General features: G+C 61.8%; 21 protein-coding genes and 1 pseudogene. 8 read left to right on the top strand and 14 right to left on the bottom strand.

Annotated features, from left to right (window positions below; all coding sequences use genetic code 11):
- Nucleotides 1–99 precede the first annotated feature (99 nt).
- The 6 genes from cobA to M0D67_RS36435 all read right to left on the bottom strand — a co-directional run bounded on the left by cobA (nucleotide 100) and on the right by M0D67_RS36435 (nucleotide 6,415).
- On the bottom strand, nucleotides 100–852 hold the full coding sequence (cobA, locus tag M0D67_RS36410) for a uroporphyrinogen-III C-methyltransferase (protein ID WP_266241966.1): 753 nt from the start codon (nucleotides 850–852) through the stop codon (nucleotides 100–102).
- 74 nt (nucleotides 853–926) lie between these two features.
- On the bottom strand, nucleotides 927–2,243 hold the full coding sequence (locus tag M0D67_RS36415) for a sulfate adenylyltransferase subunit 1 (protein ID WP_171926759.1): 1,317 nt from the start codon (nucleotides 2,241–2,243) through the stop codon (nucleotides 927–929).
- A 111-nt stretch (nucleotides 2,244–2,354) separates the two neighbouring features.
- Complete coding sequence (cysD, locus tag M0D67_RS36420; protein ID WP_063495035.1) at nucleotides 2,355–3,317, bottom strand: sulfate adenylyltransferase subunit CysD; 963 nt, start codon at nucleotides 3,315–3,317, stop codon at nucleotides 2,355–2,357.
- Nucleotides 3,318–3,430: 113 nt separating this feature from the next.
- Nucleotides 3,431–4,177: a phosphoadenylyl-sulfate reductase gene (locus tag M0D67_RS36425; protein WP_171926760.1), complete on the bottom strand. Its 747-nt coding sequence runs from the start codon at nucleotides 4,175–4,177 to the stop codon at nucleotides 3,431–3,433.
- Complete coding sequence (locus tag M0D67_RS36430; protein WP_171926761.1) at nucleotides 4,174–4,713, bottom strand: DUF934 domain-containing protein; 540 nt, start codon at nucleotides 4,711–4,713, stop codon at nucleotides 4,174–4,176. The genes M0D67_RS36425 and M0D67_RS36430 overlap by 4 nt, the downstream gene beginning before the upstream one ends.
- Before the next feature lie 22 nt (nucleotides 4,714–4,735).
- Nucleotides 4,736–6,415, bottom strand: a complete 1,680-nt coding sequence (locus tag M0D67_RS36435) for a nitrite/sulfite reductase (RefSeq protein ID WP_171926762.1) — start codon at nucleotides 6,413–6,415, stop codon at nucleotides 4,736–4,738.
- A 218-nt stretch (nucleotides 6,416–6,633) separates the two neighbouring features.
- On the opposite strand from M0D67_RS36435, the gene M0D67_RS36440 reads away from it, so the two are divergent.
- The 4 genes from M0D67_RS36440 to M0D67_RS36455 all read left to right on the top strand — a co-directional run bounded on the left by M0D67_RS36440 (nucleotide 6,634) and on the right by M0D67_RS36455 (nucleotide 13,465).
- Nucleotides 6,634–7,575, top strand: coding sequence for a CysB family HTH-type transcriptional regulator (locus M0D67_RS36440; protein ID WP_007175965.1), 942 nt, complete (start codon nucleotides 6,634–6,636; stop codon nucleotides 7,573–7,575).
- Nucleotides 7,576–7,607: 32 nt separating this feature from the next.
- A complete protein-coding gene (locus M0D67_RS36445; protein WP_171926763.1) occupies nucleotides 7,608–8,768 on the top strand; it encodes an ABC transporter substrate-binding protein in 1,161 nt (386 codons plus the stop codon).
- Between the two features lie 290 nt (nucleotides 8,769–9,058).
- Complete coding sequence (locus tag M0D67_RS36450) at nucleotides 9,059–10,240, top strand: efflux RND transporter periplasmic adaptor subunit (RefSeq protein ID WP_266241967.1); 1,182 nt, start codon at nucleotides 9,059–9,061, stop codon at nucleotides 10,238–10,240.
- Nucleotides 10,241–10,255: 15 nt separating this feature from the next.
- Nucleotides 10,256–13,465, top strand: coding sequence for an efflux RND transporter permease subunit (locus M0D67_RS36455; RefSeq protein WP_266241969.1), 3,210 nt, complete (start codon nucleotides 10,256–10,258; stop codon nucleotides 13,463–13,465).
- 5 nt (nucleotides 13,466–13,470) lie between these two features.
- Here the strand turns inward: M0D67_RS36455 and M0D67_RS36460 are convergent, their stop codons facing one another.
- Both M0D67_RS36460 and M0D67_RS36465 read right to left on the bottom strand, forming a co-directional pair.
- Complete coding sequence (locus M0D67_RS36460; RefSeq protein ID WP_266241971.1) at nucleotides 13,471–14,247, bottom strand: nucleotidyl transferase AbiEii/AbiGii toxin family protein; 777 nt, start codon at nucleotides 14,245–14,247, stop codon at nucleotides 13,471–13,473.
- 79 nt (nucleotides 14,248–14,326) lie between these two features.
- Complete coding sequence (locus M0D67_RS36465) at nucleotides 14,327–15,391, bottom strand: type IV toxin-antitoxin system AbiEi family antitoxin (RefSeq protein WP_154565922.1); 1,065 nt, start codon at nucleotides 15,389–15,391, stop codon at nucleotides 14,327–14,329.
- Between the two features lie 266 nt (nucleotides 15,392–15,657).
- Here M0D67_RS36465 and M0D67_RS36470 point away from each other — a divergent pair, with 266 nt between their 5' ends.
- Together M0D67_RS36470 and M0D67_RS36475 are read left to right on the top strand one after the other, a co-directional pair.
- On the top strand, nucleotides 15,658–15,918 hold the full coding sequence (locus tag M0D67_RS36470) for a hypothetical protein (protein WP_154565923.1): 261 nt from the start codon (nucleotides 15,658–15,660) through the stop codon (nucleotides 15,916–15,918).
- 205 nt (nucleotides 15,919–16,123) lie between these two features.
- On the top strand, nucleotides 16,124–17,053 hold the full coding sequence (locus tag M0D67_RS36475; protein ID WP_266241980.1) for a J domain-containing protein: 930 nt from the start codon (nucleotides 16,124–16,126) through the stop codon (nucleotides 17,051–17,053).
- 43 nt (nucleotides 17,054–17,096) lie between these two features.
- Here M0D67_RS36475 and M0D67_RS36480 read toward each other — a convergent pair whose 3' ends face one another.
- The 6 genes and pseudogenes from M0D67_RS36480 to M0D67_RS36505 form a co-directional block, all read right to left on the bottom strand.
- Nucleotides 17,097–18,248 carry a Gfo/Idh/MocA family protein gene (locus M0D67_RS36480; protein WP_171926767.1) on the bottom strand — a complete coding sequence of 384 codons (1,152 nt, stop codon included), beginning with the start codon at nucleotides 18,246–18,248 and terminating at the stop codon, nucleotides 17,097–17,099.
- Between the two features lie 62 nt (nucleotides 18,249–18,310).
- Nucleotides 18,311–19,355, bottom strand: a pseudogene (locus M0D67_RS36485) (sugar phosphate isomerase/epimerase family protein).
- Nucleotides 19,356–19,434: 79 nt separating this feature from the next.
- Nucleotides 19,435–20,397 carry a substrate-binding domain-containing protein gene (locus tag M0D67_RS36490; protein ID WP_266241982.1) on the bottom strand — a complete coding sequence of 321 codons (963 nt, stop codon included), beginning with the start codon at nucleotides 20,395–20,397 and terminating at the stop codon, nucleotides 19,435–19,437.
- A gap of 108 nt (nucleotides 20,398–20,505) precedes the next feature.
- On the bottom strand, nucleotides 20,506–21,519 hold the full coding sequence (locus M0D67_RS36495; RefSeq protein ID WP_171926770.1) for an ABC transporter permease: 1,014 nt from the start codon (nucleotides 21,517–21,519) through the stop codon (nucleotides 20,506–20,508).
- Nucleotides 21,500–22,987: a sugar ABC transporter ATP-binding protein gene (locus tag M0D67_RS36500; protein ID WP_171926771.1), complete on the bottom strand. Its 1,488-nt coding sequence runs from the start codon at nucleotides 22,985–22,987 to the stop codon at nucleotides 21,500–21,502. The genes M0D67_RS36495 and M0D67_RS36500 overlap by 20 nt, the downstream gene beginning before the upstream one ends.
- A 3-nt stretch (nucleotides 22,988–22,990) precedes the next feature.
- Nucleotides 22,991–24,082, bottom strand: coding sequence for a LacI family DNA-binding transcriptional regulator (locus tag M0D67_RS36505; protein ID WP_266241985.1), 1,092 nt, complete (start codon nucleotides 24,080–24,082; stop codon nucleotides 22,991–22,993).
- Nucleotides 24,083–24,402: 320 nt separating this feature from the next.
- Between M0D67_RS36505 and M0D67_RS36510 the strand changes: the two genes are divergently transcribed.
- Together M0D67_RS36510 and M0D67_RS36515 are read left to right on the top strand one after the other, a co-directional pair.
- Nucleotides 24,403–25,056, top strand: coding sequence for a protein-L-isoaspartate O-methyltransferase (locus tag M0D67_RS36510; protein ID WP_171926773.1), 654 nt, complete (start codon nucleotides 24,403–24,405; stop codon nucleotides 25,054–25,056).
- A 59-nt stretch (nucleotides 25,057–25,115) separates the two neighbouring features.
- Nucleotides 25,116–25,439: a rhodanese-like domain-containing protein gene (locus M0D67_RS36515; RefSeq protein ID WP_115782076.1), complete on the top strand. Its 324-nt coding sequence runs from the start codon at nucleotides 25,116–25,118 to the stop codon at nucleotides 25,437–25,439.
- The last annotated feature ends 80 nt before the right edge of the window (nucleotides 25,440–25,519 follow it).

Consider the following 25,519-nt stretch of genomic DNA (forward strand, 5'->3'; position numbering starts at 1 on the left):
CCCGCACAGGGGCAACACTAATAGACCACTAACAATTCAAGGAAAGGCCAAAGCCCTAAGAACACGGCCAAAACAAGCGCCGCAAAAGGCAAAAAAACATCAAGCAGCCACCAACAACCCATCCGCGGAGCGAGCCCCCTGCTGCCGAGCAGCAAACGCCTCCCCTATCATAAGAAGACTAGGCTGCGAAGCATCAAGCCACTGCTGAGCCTCGCCACAGGCGAGCCCCGAAAGCGTAAGAGTAAGCATCCGCTCACGAGGCGTACTACAAGCCTCGACAATCGCCACCGGAGTCGCCCCATCGCGCCCAGCATCAATCAACTCCTGTGCTATCTCAGGCCCACTATCCCGCCCCATGTAAAACACGAGCGAATCAGCATTCACCTGCTCACGAATCGCCGCAGTATCCGCCGCCCGGCTATGCGTAGCCAACGCAACGCTACGAGACACGCCGCGAAGCGTCAACGAACGCTTCAAAGAAGCCGCACTAGCCAGCGCAGCCGTAATCCCAGGCACCACCTCATACTCGATACCAGCCGCCTCAAGCGCCCGCATCTCCTCATCCGCGCGCCCAAACAACATCGGATCGCCGCCCTTCAAACGCACCACCACATCGTGCTCAAGCGCAGCATCCACAATCTGCTTGTTGATGAACTGCTGCGCCGTCGACAGTTGACCGCACCGCTTGCCAACCGCAATCCGCCGCGCGTGGGAAGGTGCATAGTCGAGCATTGCCGGCTCGACAAGCGCGTCATGCAACACGACATCCGCCGCGCCGAGCAGCCGCGCGCCGCGCACCGTGATGAGATCCGCGGCCCCTGGCCCTGCACCGATCAGATACACCTTACCCATTCGCCTTAACCCCATTCGTCCAGTTCGTGCGAAACCCAAAGCCGCGAGCGCGCGTTAGTTACCCAGTCGGTGACTCAAGCCGAAAACGACCGGATCATCCCAGCCGCGACGGTGTGATGCGTCGCCTCGTCGATCAGCACGAATGCGCCCGTGCCCTGATGCGAGTCGTACACGTCGCACACCAGCGGCTTTTGCAACGTCAGCGACACACGGCCGATGTCGTTCATCGTCAGGTCCTTGCGATCGGTTGCCTGCGACAGCGTATGCACGTCGAGCACTTCCTTGATCGCGCCGATCCGAGCGAACACCGTGTTGGTGGTCTGCTTCAACAGATACTTGCGTTGCGTCGACAGCGGCGTGTCGTCGAACCAGCACAGGTCGGCTTCCAGCTTCTTGGCCGGTTCCGGCGCCGCTTCGCGCAGCACGAAGGTGTCGCCGCGCGATACGTCGACGTCTTCCGCCAGGCGAATCGTCACGGTTTGGCCGGCAAACGCGCGGTCCACCGCTGCCGTTCCGCCCGTCACCGGTGCGATGATCTCGGCAACCGTCGCTTCACGGTTCGCCGGCAGCACGACGATGGTGTCGCCGACCTTCACCTCACCCGCTTCGACACGGCCCATGTAGCCGCGGAAATCGTCGGCCTGGCTGCCGTCCTGACGCGCGACCCATTGCACCGGGAAACGCAGCGCCTGGCCCGTCGGAACTTCCACCGGCAACGCTTCGAGCAAATCGAGCAGCGGCTCGCCCGCGTACCACGGCATGCTTTCGCTAGCCGTCACGATGTTGTCGCCCTTCAGCGCCGACACCGGCACGAAGCGCACATCGTTCAGACCGAGTTGACGCGCGAGTTCGACATACGCATCGCGAATCTCGTTGAAACGCGTTTCGCTGTAGTCGACGAGGTCCATCTTGTTGATCGCGACGATCGCATGCTGCAAGCCCAGCAACTTCACCAGCGCGCTGTGACGCTTGGTTTGCGGCAGCAGTTGCGCGACGCCGTCAATGAACGTTACACGCGTTGCGTCGACCAGGATGATCGCTGCATGCGCGGTCGATGCACCCGTCACCATGTTGCGCGTGTACTGCTCGTGGCCCGGCGTGTCGGCGATGATGAACTTGCGCTTGGCCGTTGCGAAGTAACGGTAGGCAACGTCGATCGTGATGCCCTGCTCACGTTCGGCTTCGAGGCCGTCCGTCAGCAGCGACAAATCGATTTCGTCGCCAACGGTACGCTTATTTTTTGCGCGCGACAGTGCCGAGAGCTGGTCGCTCAGCACGGCCTTGCTGTCGTACAGCAGGCGGCCGATCAACGTGCTCTTGCCATCGTCGACGCTACCCGCAGTAATGAAACGCAGCACGCCGAGGTCTTCTGGTTGGTGAATACCGCTCATGATTGTCTTACCCTCTGTCGATCGGAGTTAGCGCTTTAGCGCTTACTCCGATCCCATGCAACTTGTTGCGGTCGATCGGAGTTAGGGCGAAGCACTAACTCCAGTCCCATATTAGAAATAACCTTGCTTCTTACGCTGTTCCATCGCGGCTTCGGAGACTTGATCGTCCATCCGCGTCGCGCCGCGTTCCGTGATTTCGGTCACGGCCGTTTCGGCGATGATCTTCTCGAGATCATCCGCATCGCTTTCCACCGGGCACGTGCAGCTGATATCGCCCACGGTGCGGAAACGCACCAGCGCGGTTTCGCTGGTCTCGCCTTCACGCATCGGCGTGAGCGGCGTAACCGGCACGAGCAGGCCGTTGCGGCGCACGATCTCGCGTTGATGCGCGTAATAGATCGACGGCAGTTCGAGCTGTTCGCGGGCGATGTACTGCCACACGTCGAGCTCGGTCCAGTTCGAGATCGGGAACACGCGCAGGTGTTCGCCGTTATGCAAACGCGCGTTGTAGAGGCTCCACAGTTCCGGGCGCTGCGCCTTCGGATCCCATTGGCCGAATTCGTCGCGGAACGAGAAGATCCGTTCTTTTGCACGAGCCTTTTCTTCGTCGCGGCGCGCGCCGCCGATCAGCGCGGTGTACTCATGTTCAGCGATCGTTTCGAGCAGCGTCACGGCTTGCGCGGCATTGCGCGAATCCAGTTCGCGGCGCAGGCGCACGGTGCCGCGCTTGATCGAATCTTCGACATGTCCCACCACCAGTTCCGCGCCGATCTCTTTCGCGCGGCGATCGCGGAAGTCGATCACTTCGTCGTAGTTGTGACCGGTGTCGATATGCACGAGCGGGAACGGCAGTACAGTCTTGCGATTTGCGCCGATGCCGAAGGCTTTCAGTGCGAGGTGCAGCACCACGACCGAATCCTTGCCGCCCGAAAACAGCAACGCGGGCTTGCTGCATTCGGCGACCAGCTCGCGCAGGATGTGGATCGACTCGGCTTCGAGCCAATCGAGGTGGTCCATCCGGTTCGCCGTGTTGGCAAGCGGTGCATTCACAGTGGAATCGAGCGTGGTGCTCATGTTTGGGTCCTTCGTTGATTCGCGTCGCAAGCGGTTGCCTGCGTCGCGGAAGTATTCAAATCGGTATGTGCGGCGTTCAGGTCAAAAACCAAGGCCTGAACGGCCTGAATGCTTTATGCCGAAGCGTTCTCGCTGCTGCTGACTGGGATCGGCGTAATCGTCGTGATGTGCAGTCCGCATTCCTTCGTATCGCGCGACTCCCACCACCAGCGCCCTGCCCGGCTGTCTTCACCGGGACGGATCGCGCGGGTACAAGGTTCGCAGCCGATGCTCGGATAACCGCGTGCATGCAGCGGATTGACCGGTACGTCCAACGCTTTCAGGTAGTCCCACACCTCAGCTTCGGTCCAGTCCGTCAGCGGATTGAACTTGGCGATATTGCGAGCGGCGTCGTGTTCTTCCTCGTGCAGTTCAGCACGCGTCACCGACTGCTCGCGGCGTTGGCCCGTCACCCATGCGCTGACATCGGATAGCGCGCGGTTCAACGGCTCGACCTTGCGGATTTCGCAGCAGCGCTTGCGCAGATCGACGCTTTCATAAAACGCGTTCAGACCATGCGAGCCGACATACTCTTCAACCGCGGCGGCTTGCGGGTGAAACTGCTCGATATCGTAGCCGTAGCGCTCTTTCACGCGATCGAGCATGCCGAGCGTTTCAGCATGCAGACGGCCCGTGTTCAGCGAGAAGATGCCGATCTTCACGCCGCGCGACAGAATCGCGTGCGTGAGCAGCATGTCTTCCGCTGCGAGGCTGCTGGCGAGCTTCACATTCGCGTGACGCGCGGCGATCGAGTCGAGCAGCGCATTAAGGCGCTCGACCTTCGCGGCGAGTTCCGGCGTGAGAGATTGAGCGCCGCTCATGCCGAGGCCTTTGCCAGTTCGCCCGCTTCACGGCGGCGGAACAGCGGCGACGAGTTTACCGCGCCCTGATAGTTGAAGCTGAATTCGTCGAACGCCTTGAGCGCGTCGTCGAAGTCTTTGTCTTCACGCAATGCGTAAGCGTCGAAGCCGCAGCGGAACATGAACGTCAACTGATCGCGCAGCACGTCGCCGATTGCGCGCAGTTCGCCCTTGTAGCCATAGCGCTCACGCAGCAGGCGGCCGATGCTGTAGCCGCGGCCGTCGCGGAACACCGGGAAGTCCACGCCGATCAGTGCGACCGTGTCGAAGTCGACGACGATATCCGCCGGTTCGCTATCCGGCGCGAGCCACACGCCGATTTCAGCGGTGCTGCGCGAAGCGATCAGCGCCTCGCGCGAAGCTTGCCACAGCGCGAGCGGCACCAGCACCTTGCCGGCCGGCAAGGCGTCGACTGCGGGCAGCGTGCCGTCTTCAGCGGCGCGCACCACCGTCCAGTCGTCGTTGACGATCGCGCGATTCTTGATAATAGAAGCCATCTGTTCAGTATCCTTTTCGCGGTTACGCGTGAGCCGGTTGACGCGAGGCGTACACACGCTCCTTGAACGGAGCCATGCCGATGCGGTTGTACGTTTCGATGAAGCGCTCGCCTTCGTGGCGATTCTCCACGAACGTGTCGATCACTTTGCTCATCACGTCCGGCATTTCTTCCGCCGAGAACGACGGGCCGATCACGCGGCCGAGATGCGCGCCAGTTGCACCCGTGCCCTGCTCGCCGCCGAGCGTCACCTGATACCACTCCGAGCCGTCCTTATCGACGCCCAGAATGCCGATGTTGCCGACGTGGTGATGACCGCAGGCATTGATACAGCCCGAGATGTTCAGCGATACGTCGCCGAGGTCATACACGTAGTCGAGATCGTTGAAGCGTTCCTGAATCGCCAGCGCAATCGGAATCGACTTCGCATTTGCGAGCGAGCAGAAATCGCCGCCCGGGCACGCGATGATGTCGGTCAGCAAGCCGATGTTCGGCGTCGCGAAACCTTGCGCCTTGGCCTTTTCCCACAGCGCGAACAGGTCGCGCTTCTTCACGTTCGCGAGAATCAGGTTCTGTTCGTGCGACACGCGGATTTCGCCGAGCGAGTATTCGTCGGCCCAATCGGCGACCGCTTCCATCTGCACGTCGGTTGCATCGCCCGGGGCAATCGTGGTCGGCTTCAGCGACAACGTGACGGACGAATAACCCTCGACCTTGTGCGGACGCACGTTACGTTCGACCCAACGGGCGAACGCACGGTTTTCCAGCAGATGGTTCTCGAACGAAGCATCCGTATCCGGCAGCTTTTCGTACACCGGCGGCTGGAAGTATTGCGACACGCGGTCGACTTCAGCTTGCGTCAGCGTCGAAGGACCGTCCTTCAGGTGTTGCCATTCTTCTTCGACTTGCGCCGAGAATTTCTCCGGGCTCAGGGCCTTCACGAGAATCTTGATCCGCGCCTTGTACATGTTGTCGCGGCGGCCGTAGCGGTTGTACACGCGCAGCACGGCTTCGCAGTACGTCAGCAGGTGTTGCCACGGCAGATCCTTACGGATGATCGCGCCGATGATCGGCGTACGGCCCATGCCGCCGCCGGCCAGAATGTCGGCCACCAGCTCGCCCTGCTCGTTCGTCTTCAGATACACGCCCATGTCGTGAATCTGCACGGCAGCGCGGTCTTCCTTCGAACCCGACACGGCAATCTTGAACTTACGCGGCAGCCAGGCGAATTCCGGGTGGAACGTCGACCATTGGCGCAGGATTTCGGCCCAAGGACGCGGATCCACCACTTCGTCCGGCGCTACGCCGGCGAACTGGTCGGCCGTGATGTTACGGATACAGTTGCCCGAGGTCTGGATGCCGTGCATCTGCACGGCCGCGAGCTTGCGCAGGATTTCCGGCGTTTCTTCGAGCTTGATCCAGTTGTACTGGATGTTCGAGCGCGTCGAAAAGTGGCCGTAGCCGCGGTCGTGCTCGCGGGCGATCTGGGCCAGCACGCGCATCTGATCGCTGCGCAGATTGCCGTACGGAATCGCGATGCGGTGCATGTACGCGTGACGCTGCATGTACAGGCCGTTCTGCAGGCGCAGCGGACGGAACTCCTCTTCGCTCAATTCGCCCGACAAGCGGCGGCGAACCTGATCGGCGTATTGCGCGACCCGCTCATCGACGATGGTCTGGTCGTACTGATCGTATTGGTACATTCGGGGACCCCAATTTTTGCGTTACACGTGGCGTTCCGGTTACGCCGCGCTCCGGATATCTCTATTTGTCAGTCCAGCCGAGTCAGGGTTTAGACCCATCTCTCATTTGCTTATGACAAATACAGATATCCATATTGAAAAAGATGGACAGATCGTAATAAACTCGCCTTATATTTCAAACGACTAAAAAATTCTTTTGATATGCGGAGAGGTTATATATGAACCTGCATCAATTCCGCTTCGTCCGCGAGGCTGTGCGGCAGAATTTCAACCTGACCGAAGCGGCCAAAGCACTGTTTACAAGCCAGCCGGGCGTCTCCAAGGCGATCATCGAGCTGGAAGACGAGCTGGGCGTCGAAATCTTCACACGACACGGCAAGCGCGTGCGCTCGCTGACCGAGCCGGGACGCATCATTCTTCAGTCGGTTGAGAAGATTCTGCAGGAGGTCGAGAGCCTCAAGCGGGTCGGTAAAGATTACGCGGCCCAGGATCAGGGCAACCTGGTGATCGCCGCCACCCACACCCAGGCGCGCTACTCACTTCCGGCCGCGATCGCCGAATTCAAGAAGCGCTTCCCGAAAGTTCACCTTTCAATTCTGCAAGGCAGCCCGACCCAAGTGGCCGAAATGGTGATCCACGACCAGGCCGACCTCTGCATCGCCACCGAAGCGATCGCCAACTATAAGGAGCTGGTCTCGCTGCCCTGCTTCCAGTGGCACCACGTCGCCGTGATGCAACCGGATCATCCACTGCTCGACCGCAAACTTTTGTCGCTGGATGATCTGACCCAATATCCGCTGATTACGTACGACAACGCGTTCGCCGGCCGCACCAAGATCAACGAGGCATTCCGCCTGCGCGGGCTGCATCCCGACATCGTGCTGGAGGCGATCGACGCCGACGTGATCAAGACCTACGTCGAACTGGGTCTGGGCGTCGGCATCATGGCGGATATCGCGTTCAACGCTGAGCGCGACCGCCATCTGCGCGCCATGCCGGTCGGCCACCTGTTCGGCAGCAATGTGACGCGGGTCGCGCTGAAACAGGGCGCCTATCTGCGCAGCTATGTGTATACGCTCGTCGAACTGCTGTCGCCGAGCATGAACCGCAAGCTGATCGAACAGGCGCTCAAAGGCGAACACGAAACCTACGAACTTTGAACTGACCACGCTTCCCGCTACGGAGACCCTTGATGACGTCGCATAAGAACAAACTTCGCGGCCTGGCCGCTCTCGGCGCGCTCTTGCTCGCTACCGCAGCACAGGCCGACATCAAGGTCGGCATCGACCTGTCGAGCACCGGCCCCGCAGCCGTGATCGGCATCACGAGCAAGAACGCGATGCTGATGTGGCCGGCCACGATCGCAGGCCAGAAAGCTGACTACATCTTCCTCGACGACGGCTCCGACCCGGGCAACGCGGTGCGCAACATCCGCAAGCTGATCAATGAGGACCACGTCGATGTGATCGTCGGCCCGAATATCACGCCGGCGGCAATGGCCGCGCTCGATCCGGTCGCGGAAAGCCAGACACCGATGATCACGCTCGTCGGCTCGGCGAGCGTGGTCGAACCGCAGGAAGGCAAGAAGGTGTGGGCCTACAAGATGGCGCAGACCGACAGCGCGATGGCTGACGTGATGACACGCTACATGTCGAACCACAACGTGAAGACGGTGGGCTTCATCGGTTTCGCGGACGGCTACGGCGAAAGCTGGCTCAACGAGTTCAGCAAGTTCGCGGCCTTGCGGCATATTCAACTGGTGGCCACCGAGCGCTATAACCGCACCGACGCGAGCGTCACCGGCCAGATCCTTAAGCTGATGGCCGCGAAGCCCGACGCGATCCTGATCGCCGGCGCCGGCACGCCGACCGTGCTACCGCAGCGCACGCTGATCGAACGCGGCTTCAAGGGCCCGATCTATCAGACGCACGGTATCGCCACGCCCGAGTTCATCAAGCTGGGCGGCAAGGACGTGGAAGGCACGCTGTTCCCGACGCAGCCGGTCGTGGTGGCGCGCACGTTGCCGGCCGATCATCCGGCGAAGAAGGCGGCGCTCGCCTTCACCAACGAATATGAAGCGAAGTACGGCCCGGGCAGCGTGACCCAATTTGCGGGCGATGCGGCAGGCGTGTACCCGCGGTTGCAGGATGCGGTCGCGCGTGCGTTGAAGACAGCGCAGCCCGGCACGCCGGCTTTCCGCACCGCATTGCGTGACGAACTGGAGCACGCGCATGAACTGGTCGTGCCGAACGGTGTGGTCAATACGAGCCCGAAGGATCACGTTGGGCTGGATCAGCGCGCCAGCGTGATGGGCATCATCAGGAACGGTAAGTTCGTTTATTTGAGTCAGTGAACATGGCATATGCGCGCGGCGAGTTCCGTCACGGTTCAGCCGCGTGTCCCACCACGCATAGCCGCCATCTGCCGGTCTGAATTTGTCACTTTTGAGTCAATACGCACGTCTGCAGTGCGAGCACACCGTTCGAGCGGCGCGTGCGGCGCAAGCTCCGTGTACCACGCTGACGGCCAGCTTGCAGTGAGCGCAAGCGGAGGCTAATTTTGCCGACTCCGTGCGAGCGTGCGGCGCCTTGAGACCACAAGGCTGCCGCCTCTCGCCAGCCCGTGAAGTCCGTCAGACCGCGCATGCTAAAAACCAGAAAACGCATCATCATCGCCGCCGTTGTAGCTGTTGTGATCCTCGCCATCGCGATCGGCCACGCCATCAGGAAGCGCAACGGCGCCGTTGCCGCCGGCGTCGAGGTCCCTTCTTCCGTCGTCGAATTCGCACCTGACGACCTCACCACCGTCAGCCGCCGCACCCTCTCCGAAACGCTGCCGCTGACCGGCTCGCTGCGCGCCGTCACGCAAGCCGCGGTCAAATCGAAAGTGGCCGGCTCGGCGCTCAACGTCATGGTGCGCGAAGGCGATCCGGTCAAAACCGGCCAGATCCTCGCGAAGATCGACGCCCGCGACTACGTCGCCCGTGCCGAACAGACGCGCGGCCAGATGGCAGCCATGGCCGGCCAGCTCGACATCGCCAAACAAACGCTCGACAACAACCGCGTGCTGGTCGAAAAGGGCTTCATTTCGAAAAACGCCTTCGACACCGCGCAAAGCCAGTATCAAATCGCCCGCGCGAATCTCGATGCGGCAAAGGCGGCGCTGGCGTCGTCGAATCTGTCTTTGGACGACACCGTTGTGCGCTCGCCGCTCGATGGACAGATCGCCTCGCGCTCGGTCGAACCGGGCGAGAAGGTGCCCGTCGATACCAAACTGTTCGACGTGGTTGATCTGCGCACGCTCGAACTGGAAGCGCCGGTACCGGTCGGCGAGATCGGCCGCGTTCGAATCGGCCAGCCGATCCAGATCGCTTTCGACGGTATCGACGCACCGATCCAAGGCGCGATCACGCGCATCAACCCGGCCGCGCAAGCCGGCTCGCGGTCGATTATGGTGTATGTGCAGGTCACCAACCCGTCGGGCACGCTGCGGGTCGGCATGTTCGGCACCGGCACGATCTCGGTCGGCAGCCGGCAGAACGTGCTGGTCGTCCCCGCCACCGCCATCCGTACGGACGGCACGCGTCACAGCGTCTATGCGCTCGTCGACGGCAAGCTGGTCGAGCAGCTGGTGCAGACCGGCGCGACAGGTAATGCCGACGGCGATACGTGGACCGAAATCGTCGGCGGCCCGTTGGCGCTCGGTCAACAGATCGTGAAGAACAATCTCGGCTCATTGCGGATCGGCAGCACCGTGCACGTGGTGCAGCCCGCTCAGCCTGCCCCGCAAGCGGCCAGCGCGCCGGGCGCAAGCAGCGCACGCTGACCGGAGCCCTCGCCTATGTGGTTCACCCGCATCAGCATCGGCAACCCGGTGCTCGCCACGATGATGATGATGGCACTGCTCGTCATCGGTCTGTTCTCTTATCAGCGGCTCAAGGTCGATCAGTTCCCGGACATCGCGTTCCCAGTCGTGGTCGTGCAGACCGCGTATCCGGGGGCGTCGCCGGAATCGGTCGAATCCGACGTCACGCGCAAGATCGAGGAAGCGGTCAACACGATCAGCGGCATCGACGAAATCACTTCGCGTTCGTACGATGCGCAGTCGATCGTGATCGTGCAGTTCGATCTCTCGGTGGACCCAGTGCAGGCCGCCCAGGACGTGCGCGACAAGATCGCGTTGATCCGCCCTGATCTGCGCGACGGCGTGAAGGACCCGCACGTGCTGCGCTATGACCCGGCGGATATGCCGATCATCACGGTCGCCATCTCGAACGCGCCGGGCGCCTCGCTGTCCACGCGCGATCTCACCACCGTCGCCGATCAGATCGTGCGCAAGCGGCTCGAAACCGTGCGCGGCGTCGGCTCGGTGTCGCTGGTGGGCGGCGTGAAGCGGCAAGTGCAGATCGACGTGAATCCGGAGAAGCTGCAGGCGCTTTCGATCGGCGTCGATCAGGTGATCCGTGCGGTACAGAACGAGAATCAGGAGATTCCGGCGGGGCCGCTCACATCGAGCAATGTCGAGCAGACTGTGCAGGTCAAAGGCCGTTTCGAGAAACCAGACGACTTCAAACGCATCATCGTCGCGCGGCGCGGCGCGCAGTCGGCGATTCCTACTGCTTCGTCGGCGACGCAACCGGTCACGCTCGACCAGGTCGCCGAGGTAGTGGACGGTCAGCAGGAACCGGACAGCATGGCCTTGCTGAACGGACAGCGCGCGCTGTTCTTGTCGATCATCAAGGCGCAGGGCGAGAACACTGTGGACGTCGCGCACGGCGTGCGTGACGCAGTCGCTCTTCTGCAGCCGCAACTGCCGCCGGGCGTCAAACTCGATATCACCGACGATTCCTCGATCAACTTCGAAGAAAGCGTCAACGAAGTGAAGCGCACCCTGCTTGAAGGCGCGCTGCTGACGGTGCTGATCGTGTTCCTGTTCCTCGGCTCGTGGCGCAGCACGGTGATCACCGGCCTCACCCTACCGATCGCACTGATTGGCACCTTCGCGGTGATGTACGCGTGCGGCTTCACGATCAACGTGATCACGCTGATGGCGCTCTCCTTATGCGTCGGCTTGCTGATCGACGATGCGATTGTGGTGCGCGAGAACATCGTGCGGCACGTGCAGCTCGGCGCGGACCATCGCACGGCCGCGCTCGACGGCACCAAGGAAATCGCGCTCGCCGTGCTGGCGACCACCTTCTCGATCGTCGCCGTGTTTCTGCCGGTGGGCTTCATGGGCGGCATCATTGGCCGCTTTTTCCACCAGTTCGGTATCACGGTCGCCGCTGCCGTGCTGATCTCAATGTTCGTGTCGTTCACGCTCGATCCGATGCTGTCCTCCATCTGGCCGGACCCCGATCTGCATGACGCGGACACGGGCCGCAAAGGCTATCGCTATGGGCGCATCATCGAACGTTCACTGCATCTGTTCGACAAGCAGATCGACCAGCTCACCACGTTCTACCAGCGCCTGCTCGGCTGGTCGCTAAAGCATCGCGCGATCACGCTGGTCGTGGCTGCTGCCACGTTTTTTGGTAGCCTGTTTCTGGTGCCGTTCGTCGGCACCGAGTTCGTGCCGAATGCGGACTTCTCCGAGACGCAGATCGGATTGAACACGCCGGTGGGCACCTCGCTCGACGCCACCTCCGAAAAAGTGAAACAGGTGCAGGCGATTCTCGCCACCTACCCCGAAGTGCGCTTCAGTTACGCGACGGTCAACTCGGGCAACACGCAAGGCAAAAACACCGCGCTGATCACCGTGCGCCTGAAAGACCGGCGCGACCGCACGCGCGGCATGGTCGAATTGAACCAGGTGTTTCGCGCGCGGCTCGCCACGGTGGCGGGCGTGTCGATCACCGAAATCGGCGAGCCCGACGGCGCCGGCAGCACGAAAGCGATCCAGTTGAGCTTGCAGGGCGACAACATCGACGAACTGGGCCGGCTTTCGGATGCGGCTCAGGCACGGATGGCAAAGATCCCGGGCCTCGTCGATCTCGATTCGAGTCTCAAGGCGGATAAACCGATTGTCGCGATCAATGTGAAGCGCGAACTGGCGTCCGACCTCGGCGTAGGTGTGGCCGATATCGGCACTGCATTGCGGCCGCTGCTCTCCGGCGACGCCATCAGCACATGGCGCGCGCCCGACGACCAGGACTATGACGTCAGCGTGCGTTTGCCGCGCTCGCAGCGCGAGGACGTCGACGATCTGGCGAAGGTCATGATCGCCACCAGCCGCACCGACGCGAACGGTGCGCCAGTGCTGGTGCCACTGCGGCAGATCGCGGATATCGTCAAGACGACCGGTCCCGACGTGTTGAACCGGCGCGACCTGCAACGCGAGGTGATGCTGTCGGCGAACGTGAATGGCCGCTCGCCCGGCGAAGTGGCTGCGGACGTCGCGAAAACGCTCGATGCGATGCATCTGCCGGCGGGCTACCACTACCGCTTCGAAGGCTCGACCAAGAGCATGAACGAATCGTTCGTGTACGCGGTAGAAGCGTTGGCGCTCGCGGTGATCTTCATCTACATGATTCTCGCGTCTCAGTTCGCGAGCTTCGCGCAGCCGCTCGCGATCATGGCGTCGCTGCCGCTCACCTTGATCGGCGTGCTGATCGCGCTGCTGCTGTTCGGCAGCACGTTGAACATGTTTTCGATCATCGGCTTCGTGATGCTGATGGGCCTTGTGACGAAGAACGCGATTCTGCTGATCGACTTCGCGAATCAGGCACGGCGCGGCACTTTGCTCGATGCTTCCGGCAGAGGGCGCGTCATGGAGCGGCGTGAAGCGCTGCTCGAAGCGGCGCGCGTGCGTCTACGGCCGATTCTGATGACCACGCTGGCGATGATCTTCGGCATGCTGCCGCTGGCAGCCGCGCTCGGTGAAGGCGGGGAGCAACGCGGGCCGCTCGGGCAAACGGTGATCGGCGGGGTGATTACGTCGTCGATTCTGACGCTGGTGGTGGTGCCGGTGGTCTATACGGTGCTGGAGGATTGGGCGGATTGGTTGCGGAATAAATTCAGCAAAGTCAGAACCGCCAAACTGGAGCAATAGCCGCCCTATATGCCTAGGAACGCATTCCGGAAAGCTGATAACGTCCGGTCGGATCCATCAGCAAAGTCGTCCAGCATCTGAACGGCGGCACGTGCCAGCATGTCGCGCCTGAGCGTGTCGTATATGGCATCGTCCGAGAGGATCGCCGAGACGGCACCGAACGTTACCGGCAAAGCAATTTGCCGCGATTCGCGGCCGAGCAGCGCCGAAGCCGCAAGACCCACATCGAAATCATGCCGCTCAAGCAGGTCTGCGCCGTCCACCCAGATACGATCCGTATTGCCCGCGTCCCAGTAGTTGCGAAGGATCAGAAGCAGGTCCGACGCGTCCGTATTCCTGGAGACACGCCGGTCGTGCCATGCAAGAATTTTTAGAAGCACAAGGGACGGCAGACTCACGACCGGCACCATGAGGCGTTCACCAAGATCAATCTCGACAGACGTATCGATGGCCTCCCGGAACCCAAGAACATTCATCACAACCTCGCCACGGGGCGGCCAGGCGACCGAACCTTCGGGTGCTTCGAGTTCTCCGAACGGAACCAGATCCAACGGCACCGGGCGACCGACGTCCGGATCATCGAAAACCAGGGTCTGCTGTGCGCCGGCACTCGCCCTGAACAGGCCTGTCCGCTCAAGCCCGGCAATCAGGGCGCCATACGCATCCCAACTGACGGCACAAACGGCAACGTCGACATCGCGCGTGGCGCGCTCCGCACGAATGCCGTGCACATGCCAAAGCATCAGATCCCGTGCGGTCGCGCCGGCGACAACAAACTTCACGCCAAGCCGATGCGCAGTCTCCTGGACGTGGGCAAGCAGCGCTGCGGTGACTGGGTGCACGGGCCGCTCTTCGGCAACTTTAAGGCTGGAAAATATACTGCTCATAGATTTGGGTAGCCACGGAAAGATTTCGACTGTCGCCTGAAGCGACGAGGTCCGCGTAGATGAGCAAGGGGTGGACTAGCGGCTGGCGGTCAGACTTGATCCAGGCATGCTCGAGAGACTCCGGCCAGAACGATTCAAGAATCTCGACGTCGCCACGTGGATCAGGGCGCAGCCGCGCGCTCAGCATGAACTGACTGCCAAGTGGAGCACGGCTGTAAAGCGTGACGTTCGCGGCCTTCAATTCATGTGTCAGGATGTCAGCCGCCGACTCGCCACCAAGTCGAGTGTCGAAACTTGCAAAGTCGAACACGCGCCACCAGTCAGGTGTCGTGCTTGCGAAGCGCCGCGCACCAAGTTTGAATCGCAGGCGCGTCTGATAGAGGCTAGTCCACTCGAAGACAAATTTCTGCCAGTCGGGAAAGATGCGCTCGCCGCTGCTCTTCAGCGCGACGAGCCCCCGAAACTGCAGATCGTCGATGACCTGGTTGGCCGTGCTCAATGCCACGCCAGAGGCCTGTGCGATAGTTCTATACGGTTGCGACACGAGGCCAGGCTGTGTCGCAATGGCGAACATCACTTGCAGTCCTTTGCGTGTGGTAGCACGTCCTGTCTGCGGTTTCTGCACATGCTGTGGCTTTGGCCGGCCGCTAATCATGACCATACCTTCAGGCTCGCGCAGAAAGGCGTTGCCCGCTGCGTCCAGAAACGGCACGTTCTGTTCAATCAAACGGCCGGCGAGGTCCGGGTCGACGTGAGGCGCGATCAGCATGAGCGGGCGTCGTGCCGAATGCGGTTCCGTTGCGTGGGGACGATTTTGCGCGAGAAGAATGTTCGCGATATCCACTGCACTTGCCCGTGTGGTGATGAACACGGGCATTTTGAATTTTCGGCCGGAGAGGTCGAATTCGATTGCTGCATCGCCGTACGAAATGAGCGTACGAGCCGGCTTCGCCTTGTAGACGCCGGTCGAGCGTCCGAATGCGTCGCACGCTTCTCCAAGAATCTGTGCTTCAAGGAACGAATTGGCGGGGCGAGGCATGGCTTACTCGTGTACGATTTTTATGAATGTACCATAAAATCGTACATACGCCAAAAATCGTACACGCTCTCAACTCACTACTCGTCGCCGCCCCCGTGCGTGCACCAGGTTCAAAGATGCATTCAGCCATCAGACTCAGGGAAACCACAGCGCCCGTCACCGTAGTAGCGCATGCAATGCCGGCACGGGTCATCACCCGCTTGACAGGCAGGCACCACTGCAGATTGCTGTTAAAGTGCATACCTTCAATTCGCCGTTCCCCCATCATGCGCACCACCCGAGCCATCCACGCCGTCGAGCGGCTGAAAACCCGCAGCGGCAACCCGCAGTTCGCGGCGATCAGCCTGTCCGGCGGCCTGTTTTATCTGGTCGACAAATCGAGCGGTACCGATAAGAAAGTCTCCGATCCGCTAACGCTCGACGATTTCGTCAAATTCGTCGACGGTTTCGGACCGCCGAAGCCGCGCAAGGCGAGCAAGCTCGATATTGCTTTTGAAGAGCAGATCAAGAAGAGCAAGGGCAGCTAGGCAGCGCCGCACCCCATTTGCGATCGAAGATATCCGCTCCATGACCAGGACAAGCGCCAGGTCCGTCAGCATCGCGCCGGACCACAATCAACCCACCCTGTCGAAGGGCCAGAAAGCGTTCAACACGCTGATCAAACAGATCGAAAAGCGGCGCGCGAGTTTGAGCGCGTGGGAGGAGTTCACGCCGGCTTTCCAGCAAAAGTACGTGAATGAACTGCTGCCGCTAACGCAGAAGATGCAACATTTGCGTGCGCGGATGGCGCACCTTCTTGACGAGCAGAGCAATCAAAAACGTATCACGCAGACCGAGCGGCGCACCCTTTCAGCGGTGATTGTCGATCTGGCGGCGAGGTGTCTCGGGGAAGAAGATAGCGAGGAGTTGAAAGCGCTATACAACCGCCACAGCGGGTCCGACTACGACGAGGAAAGAGCGTCCGAGTTAGACGAAATGAAATCGATGCTGGAGACGGTATTAGGTGTCGAGCTAGACGACATCGACATGAACTCGCCCGATGAAGTTCTGGATCGCCTGCAGACGCATATCGAACAGGACGACGCCGCGCAAGCAGCGGAACATCAGGCCCGCCAGGCGCAAAGCGCCAAGAAAAAGAAGACGGCGAAGCAGATGGCGGCCGAAACGCGCCGCGAGGAAGAAGAGGCCCAACTGAGTCGCTCGATTCGTGAGGTGTATCGTAAGCTGGCCAGCGCGTTGCATCCCGATCGCGAAAACGATCCAGAGGAACGCAAACGGAAAACCGCGCTGATGCAACGGGTCAACGAGGCCTACAGCAAGAACAACCTGCTGCATTTGCTCGAATTGCAGCTTGAACTGGAACACATCGACCAGAACGCGCTCGATAACCTGAGCGAAGACCGGCTCAAGCATTACAACAAGATACTGAAGGAGCAGGTAGGCGAACTCGACGACGAAATTATGTTTGTCGAAATGGCGTTCAAGGAACGCTACGGGCTCGACCCGATGGCTCCCATCACGCCGAAGAAGATAATGCACGGGCTGACAGCGGACGTTTTTATGCTGCAGGAACAGATCGAGTCGCTCGAGTACGATCTGGTGGAGTTCCAGGACCTCGGCACGCTCAAGGCCTGGTTGAAAATCAGGCGGCGTTGGAATTGAAAGGCTCCCTTCGCTGCCCGACGTGCGCGTCACGTATCCAAGGTCAAGCGGGTTTTATCTCTTGCCACTGACCGTCCGCGGCACTGCTTGCCAACACTGCATCGATAAAACGCAGGCCCGCCACCCCGTCATCCACCGTGGTGAGCAACAGGCTTTCAGCGGGCAACGGTTGACCTGCATTCAACGCTTCGATCTGTAACGCCGCATCCTTGTACAACTGCGCGAACGCTTCCAGATAACCCTCAGGATGCCCCTGGGGCACACGCGTCGCGTGCGCCGCGATCGCACTTTTCACGCGTCCGCGCGTCAGTCGCTCAGCCGACCCACCGAGCGGCGTGAACCACAATTCGTTCGGATTCTCCTGATCGAAGGCGAGACTCGCTTTCGTCCCATACACCCGCAGACGCAGCGCATTCTCCGCGCCGCTTGCCACCTGGCTTGCCCACAGCATGCCGCGCGCACCGTTCGGATAGCGCAGCATCGCCTGCACGTGGTCGTCGATGCGACGTCCCGGCACAAAGGTGTGCAACTCGGCCGATAGCTCCAAAGGCAACATCCCCGTAACGAACGCGGCCAAGTGGTACGCATGCGTGCCGATGTCACCCAGACAACCGGCAGGACCCGCCAACAATGGATCCGTGCGCCAGCCTGCCTGCTTGTTCGTCCCGCTCGTTTCTATCGGTTCAGCCAGCCAGTCCTGCGCGTATTCGACTTGCACTACGCGTATTTCGCCAAGCTCTCCTTTTTCGATGAGCTCGCGAGCATGGCGCACCAGCGGATAACCGGAATACGTATGCGTCAGCGCGAACAACCTGTTCTTCTCGCGTGCGAGCTTCGCGAGCGCCTCGCCTTCCGCCAACGAAATCGCCAGCGGCTTGTCGCACACCACATGGATGCCCGCTTCGAGAAAGGCCGTCGCCACCGGCGCATGCAGATGATTCGGCGTGACGATCGCGACTGCGTCAATACCGTCGTCGCGCGCGGCTTCGGCGCGCGCCATCTCGCGCCAGTCTGTATAGCTGCGCGCGATGCCGGCCTCAGCGGCGCTCGCTTGCGCGCGCTGCGGATCGGACGACAACGCGCCCGCTACCAGTTCGAACCGGTCGTCGAGCCGCGCCGCGATTCGATGCACTGCGCCGATAAATGCGCCCTGCCCGCCACCGACCATGCCGAGCCTGAGTCTTCTTTGTGCCATCGCGCTCACTCCTTTGCGATCTGCTTCATCCGCCTCGCGGTTAGCTCGCAGCCAACTCACCGTCAAATGCCTAGCACGCGTTTTAGCTGCGCGGCATCCACGCCGCTGCCCGCGAAATCATCGAATGCATGATCAGCCACGCGAATGATGTGGCGGCGAATGAATTCCGCGCCTTCACGCGCGCCGTCCTGGGGATGCTTCAGCGCACACTCCCATTCCAGCACCGCCCAGCCGGGAAAATCGTATTGCGCCATCTTCGAGAAGATCGCGCCAAAATCGATCTGCCCGTCACCGAGCGATCGGAAACGCCCCGCGCGTTCGACCCAGCCGCTATAGCCGCCATACACACCTTGCTTGCCGTTCGGACGAAACTCCGCGTCCTTCACGTGGAACGCCTTGATGCGCTCGTGATAGATGTCGATAAACGCAAGGTAGTCGAGTTGCTGCAAAACGAAATGGCTCGGATCGTAGAGGATGTTCGCGCGTGGGTGTTGCTTCACGGCGTCGAGAAAGCGCTCGAAGGTCACGCCGTCGTGCAGGTCCTCGCCCGGATGCAGTTCGTAGCACACGTCCACACCCGTTTCGTCGAACGCATCGAGAATCGGTGTCCAGCGGCGCGCGAGTTCATCGAAGGCCGCTTCTATCAAACCTGCCGGACGCTGCGGGGGGGGGGGGGGGGGGGGGGGGGGGGGGGGGGGGGGGGGGGGGGGGGGGGGGGGGGGGGGGGGGGGGGGCCTTCGCCGCGAGCTTCATCTGCTCGACTGCCCACTGGGTGCGCGCAGCAGGATTGCCGCGCACATGCTGCGCGGCAAAGCCGTCGAACAACACGTCATACGCAGGATGCACGGCCACCAGTTGCCCTTGCAGATGCGTCGACAGTTCAGTGATCGTCACGCCCGCATCTTCAGCGACCTCACGCAACTCGTCGCAATACGCCTGGCTCGCGGCTGCCTGTTCAAGATCGATCAGACGCGCATCACACGGCACCTGAATCCCCTTGAAGCCGAGACTCGCGGCCCAGCCCGCCAGATGCGCGAAGTTGTCGAACGGCACCTCGTCGCCCATGAATTGAGCGAGAAAGATCGCCGGTCCTTTGATGGTTTTCATCGTACGGTTCCTCGAACTATGGCGCGCTTGTCACGCCTCTGCGACAGAGACATGGCAAGCGCGCGCCGGATGCCCAGGATCAGAACGGCGAGTCAGGAAAATAAAACTGCTGCGCGTTTTCCTTCGTGATCAGCACTGACGGGATGATCGTGGTCGGCGGCAGTTTTTCGCCCTTCAGACGCGCTTCTGCGGTGAGCTTGATCGCGTCGTAGATGAATTTCGGCGAGTACGATACGTCCGCCTTGATCATCGGTGCGCCGTCCATCACGTTCTTCACCATGCCCTTCGAACCCGCGCCGCCGAACACGATCTTGATGTCGGTACGCTTCGCTTGCTCGATCGCCTTGAGGACGCCCACGGCCATGTCGTCGTCGGCGGCCCAGACCGCGTCGATGTGCTTGAAGCGCGTGAGGTAGTCCTGCATCACCTTGAAGGCGTCGTCGCGATTCCAGTTCGCGTATTTGCCGTCGAGGATCTTGATGTTCGGATACGCCTTCAGCACGCCCGTAAACGCGGTCCATCGTTCGTTGTCGAGCGTCGTCGGAATGCCACGCAGCGCGACGATGTCGCCCTTGCCGTCGAGCGCTTTCGCCAGATACTCGGCGGGAATCTTGCCGAACGCAGTGTTGTCACCCGCAACATACGCATCCTGTGCGCTGGTATCCGTCAGGCCGCGATCAACTACCGTTACGTACACGCCCTTCTTCTTCACCTGAGCAACCGGCTGCGTGAGCGAGGCCGATTCGAACGGGAAAATCACCAGTGCGTTGATCTTGTTCACCGTCACCAGATCCTGCAACTGATTCGCCTGCTCGGGCGCACCGGCCGCTGTCTTCACGATCACCTTCAGATCAGGATGCGCTTTCTCCAGGTCGGCTTTCGCCTTGTTCGCCCACCAGACGATGCCGCCCGTAAAGCCGTGATCGGCTGTCGGAATCGCGACGCCCAGCGTGACCTTCTCATCGGCACGCGCGACGCCTGCCGTGCCCAGTATCCCCAACGCCAGCATGCCGGCGCCGACCGCTCGAATGATTTGCTTCATGGTTGTGTCTCCTATGTCGATCCATGCCACATAGCTGCGTTATGAGGCGTTCATGCGCCCCGATTCCCGAACTTGCCGCTGTATTCCTTGAAGCTCAACGCCCACCACCTACCGCCGTCCGCGCTGCACAAACGCGACGAAGATAATCACGACGCCCTGCACCGCCGCGTTCAGATACACGCTGATGATGCTGGTCAAATTCAGAATATTGGCGATCACCGAAAGCAGGATCGCGCCGATCACCGTGCCGACCACGCGCCCTTCGCCGCCCTTCAGCGCAGTGCCGCCCACCACTACTGACGCAATCGCCTCGAGTTCCCAAAGCAAACCCGTGGTCGGCGTAGCCGAGCCCAGCCGCGGCACATACAACACCGTCGCCACGCCGACGCAGATGCCGAGCAGCACGTACGTCACGATCTTCACGGTATCAACGCGAATCGCCGCGTAGCGCGCAACCTGTTCGTTCGAGCCGATCGCCTGAACGTGGCGGCCAAACGCCGTGCGATTGAGGATCAATGCGCCGCCCGCCGCAACGACCAGGAACACCCAGATCGGGACGGGCACACCAAAGAGGCTCGCGTAGTAAACCGGTCCGTATAGATCGGACAACGAGTTATCCAAAGTCAGCGCGCCGCCATCCGCGAGCCACGTCAGCACCGCGCGAAAAATGCCCAACGTCCCCAACGTCACGATGAACGGCTCGATACGTCCTTTGGTGATCAGCAGGCCGTGCGCGCAGCCGAACAAACCGCCGAGCACCAGGGCGAGCACAATGCCGAGCGTCACAATCAGCAACGGCGCGAACGTATGGCCGCCGACACCCGCAGCAAGTCCGTTCATCAGCCAGATCATGCTGCCCGCGATCAGCGCCGCCATCGACCCGACCGACAGATCGATGCCGCCCGAAATGATCACGAAGGTCATGCCGACCGCGATGATGCCGATGAACGATGTGCGTGTGAGCACGTTCATCATGTTGTCGAGTGTCGCGAAATCGCGGTTGAGCAGCGTGCCGACGATGCACAGCAGGATCAGCCCAACGAGCGGCCCGAGCGCATACAGACGATGCGCGAAGCGCAACGCGCGGCCGGATTGGACAGCTTCAGTGGGTGCCGGTCGCATGGGCGATCAACTCCTCTTCGGTCAGGTGTTCGAGCGTGAGCGTGGTTTGCAGGCGTCCCGCGCGCATCACGGCGACGCGATGGCACAAGCCAATCAGCTCGATCAGTTCGGATGAGATGACGATTACCGCGCGGCCCTGCGCGGCGAGACGATGAATCAGGAAATAGATGTCGCGTTTCGCGCCGACATCGACGCCGCGAGTCGGCTCGTCGAGCACGATCACGTTCGGATCGGGTTGCAGGAACTTGGCGAGCGCGAGCTTCTGCTGATTGCCGCCGGAAAGCATGCGTGCGCGGCTCGACAGATCGCCGGTGCGAATGCCGAAGTCGTTCACGGCCTGGGTCAAGGCCGCGCGCCCCGCTTTCATGTCGAGCAAGGGATGCGCGTAGCGTTCGAGCGTCATCAGCGTGACGTTGTCCTGCAGGCTTAGATTCACATGCAGGCCTTTGCCTTTGCGGTCTTCGCTCAGATACGTAATGCCGTGGCGCATGGCGTCGCGCGGGCTCTTCAGATCGGCGCGGCGGCCCGCGATCTCGATGCGACCCGCCGTGCGTTTGCGCAGGCCGATGAGCGCTTCGAATGCTTCGGTACGGCCCGCGCCGACGAGGCCCGCGAAACCCAGCACTTCGCCGGCGCGCACGTCGAAGCTCAGGTCTTCGACCCAGTCCGGTACAGCAAGGCCCTCTACCTTTAACGCAATCGGCGCGTCGGCAGGCACGGTGATCTTGTCGGGGAACATATCGGACACGTCGCGCCCGACCATCAGATTCGCCATCTGCTGCCGCGCAAGCCCAGAGGTTTCGCTGCGCGCGACGAAGCGGCCATCGCGCATCACGATCACTTCGTCGGTGATGCGCTCGACTTCATCAAGCTTGTGCGAGATGTAGACGATGGTCACGCCGTCGGCTTTCAGCTTCGCCATCAGCGTGAAGAGGCGCTCGGTTTCGGCCGGCGTGAGCGTGGCAGTCGGTTCGTCCATGATGAGCAAACGCGCGCGACGTGACAGCGCTTTTGCGATCTCCACCATCTGCTTTTCCGCGACGATCAATTCGCGCACTTTCGTATCCGGCGCTTTCTCCAGCCCCACCTGCGCGAGAAAACGCGCGGCCTCTGCCCGCATTGCAGCGTCGTCGACGAACCAGCCGCGCTTTTTTTCATGGCCGAGATACATGTTCTGCGCGATGGTCAGATGCTCGGCGAGATTGAACTCCTGGTGAATCAGCACGATGCCGGCCGCTTCCGCGTCGCGCGAACCGATGAACTGCTGCACATGACCGTCGACCAGCAAGGTGCCCGAGGTCGCCGTTTCGTAGCCGGCGAGGATCTTCATCAGCGTCGACTTGCCCGCGCCGTTCTCGCCGAGCAAACCGTAGATGCGTCCCGGCGCCAAATCAAAGCTCACTCCGTGAAGCACGCGCACCGGCCCGAAGTCTTTGCGAATATCGTCGAAGCGAATGGCGAGGCTCATAGCTTACGCGCTCCCGCGAATCACAAGCCGATGCGGCAACAACACGCCCGGTACGTTCGCCAGCGGATTCGCAAGCCGCTGCAGCAGCAGGCGCGCGGCGGTTTCGCCGAGTTCGCGCATCGGCTGGGCGATGGTGGTCAGCGGCGGATCGACTTGCGCGGCGAGCGAGATATCGTCGAAGCCGACCACCGCGACATCGTCCGGCACACGCTTGCCGACGCTGCGCAAGCCGTGGATCACGCCGATCGCCAGCGTGTCGGAAACGGCGAAGATCGCGCTCGGCGCGTGAGGCTGCTGCATCAGCAAGGCCGCGGCCGATGCGCCCGCCTCGTAGTCAAGACTGTTCAGGTTCATGCGCCAACGCTCGTCCGGCGTGATGCCCGCATCGGTCAACGCGTCCAGATAGCCTTGCTGACGCTGCCGCGCGTATAGATAGTCGACGTCCGAATTGATGAGGCCGATGCGCCGGTGGCCACGCGCGAGCAGATGCCGCACTGCGTCGCCCGCCGCCCGGTAGTTGTCGATGCCGACGTACGGCACGCCCATGGCCGGATCGAACTCGCAGCACGCGACCCACGGCAGCGCGCTGGATGCCTCACCGAGCGCCTGCTGGATAGTGGCGGGATCGAGGCAGATCGCGCCGTCCGCGCGGCGGCGGCGCAGCAGATCGAAATAGCTGCGCTCGCGTCCCGGATCGGCGCCTGTGTCGCATAGCAGCATGAAATAGCCATGCTGCCGCGCGACGCTGTCGATGCCGCGCACGATCTCCGCATAGAACGGGTTGCCGACGTCGGGCACCATCGTCAGCAGCAGGCGGCTTTCGGCGGTGCGCAGGTTGCGCGCGAGTTCGTTGACGCGATAGCCGCTGGCGTCGACTGCCGCCAATACCTTGTCGCGCGTGGCGGGCCGCACGTTCTCGTGGCCGTTCAGCACGCGCGACACCGTCGCCACCGAGACCCCCGCCTGCTCCGCCACCTGAGCAATCGAAAGGCCCTCGGCCGGACGCGGCGGCCGAGCCTCAGGCTGCGGGCGCGCTTTCGACGACGCCGCCGACGACGGCGTCGCGGGGGCCGCTTTGGACACCGGCTTGGACAAGTGGATTCGCCTCAAAAATGTAATCGATTACATTCTTGAGCGATGGACGACGCAATCGCAAGGACGGATCGCTAGGGATTAACACTGGGTCGAGCAGGCATGGCGAGAGCCCACCCAGGGTTCGGCCCGGCGGCGCACTGGCCGCGACGGCGTGGATTCGCGCCGCCATTTGGTACAATCCCGCAGTTACCCTGCCGTGGCCTGCGTACTGGGCTGTACCCCGGGGCTCTACCCCGGCGTTACACCCGGAGTCGCACTCCGAGGCCGCCGGTCAGTGGCACAGAATCGCAAACTCGCCAAACCACACTGCCGAATCCACCATGAACATCGAGCAAGCGCGTTTCAACATGATCGAACAGCAGATCCGCCCCTGGGAAGTGCTCGACCAGGACGTGCTGAATCTGCTCTCGATCGTCAAGCGTGAAAACTTCGTCCCCACCGTCTACCGCGATCTGGCCTTCGTCGACTTCGAAGTACCGCTGCCGGCCGGCCAGCACATGCTGGCGCCGCGCGTCGAAGCGCGCGTGCTGCAGGAACTGTCGGTGAAGAAACACGAAAGCGTGCTCGAAATCGGCGCCGGCTCGGGTTACATGGCCGCCCTGCTCGCGCACCGCGCGCAGCACGTGCTGACGGTCGACATCGAACCGGAACTGGCTGAGTTGGCGAAGAACAACCTCATCGCCAACGGCGTGCTGAACGCCGAAGTCGTCACGGGCGACGCCTCGCGCGGCTGGGCCAACGCCGCACCGTACGACGTGATCTGCGTATCGGGCGGCCTGCCGGTGCTGCCGCAGGAAATCCTCGAACACCTGAAGATCGGCGGCCGTCTGGCGGCGTTCGTCGGCACCGCGCCGGTCATGAAGGCGCAAGTCATCACACGTATCGACGAGAAGCAGTACCGCATTGCGGACGTATTCGAAACCTATGTCGAACCGCTGATCAACGCCGTGCAGCCGCCGCGCTTCAAGTTTTAATTCGCACGTTTTTCTGGACGGCCGGCACGCCGCCGTCCTCTGAACTGGATGTCCTGCTGATGCAAAATCTGACCGCTCCCGCGCTCGCTGAATGGCTCGCCGATCAATCGCGCCCCGCACCCGTGCTGCTCGACGTGCGCGAACCGTGGGAAATCCAGACGGCGTCGATCGCCGGCGCCGTGTCGATCCCGATGCGTGAGATTCCCGCGCGCAGCGAAGAACTCGACGACGACGCGCAAATCGTCTGCGTATGCCATCACGGCGCGCGCAGCGCCCAGGTCGCGATGTTCCTCGAATCGCGCGGCCACACCAACGTCTTCAATCTGCAAGGCGGAATCGACGCGTGGTCGCGTCAGGTCGATCCGACCGTTCCCACCTATTGATCGCACGGTCGCGGTGATCCGTCAGCGGGTGCCGGTCCACGCGGCCGCTCTGGCGCTTCGTTGCGCGGTTCTCGCATTTC

The organism is Paraburkholderia sp. SECH4, from assembly GCF_030511745.1.
In the GTDB taxonomy this organism is placed as follows: domain Bacteria; phylum Pseudomonadota; class Gammaproteobacteria; order Burkholderiales; family Burkholderiaceae; genus Paraburkholderia; species Paraburkholderia madseniana.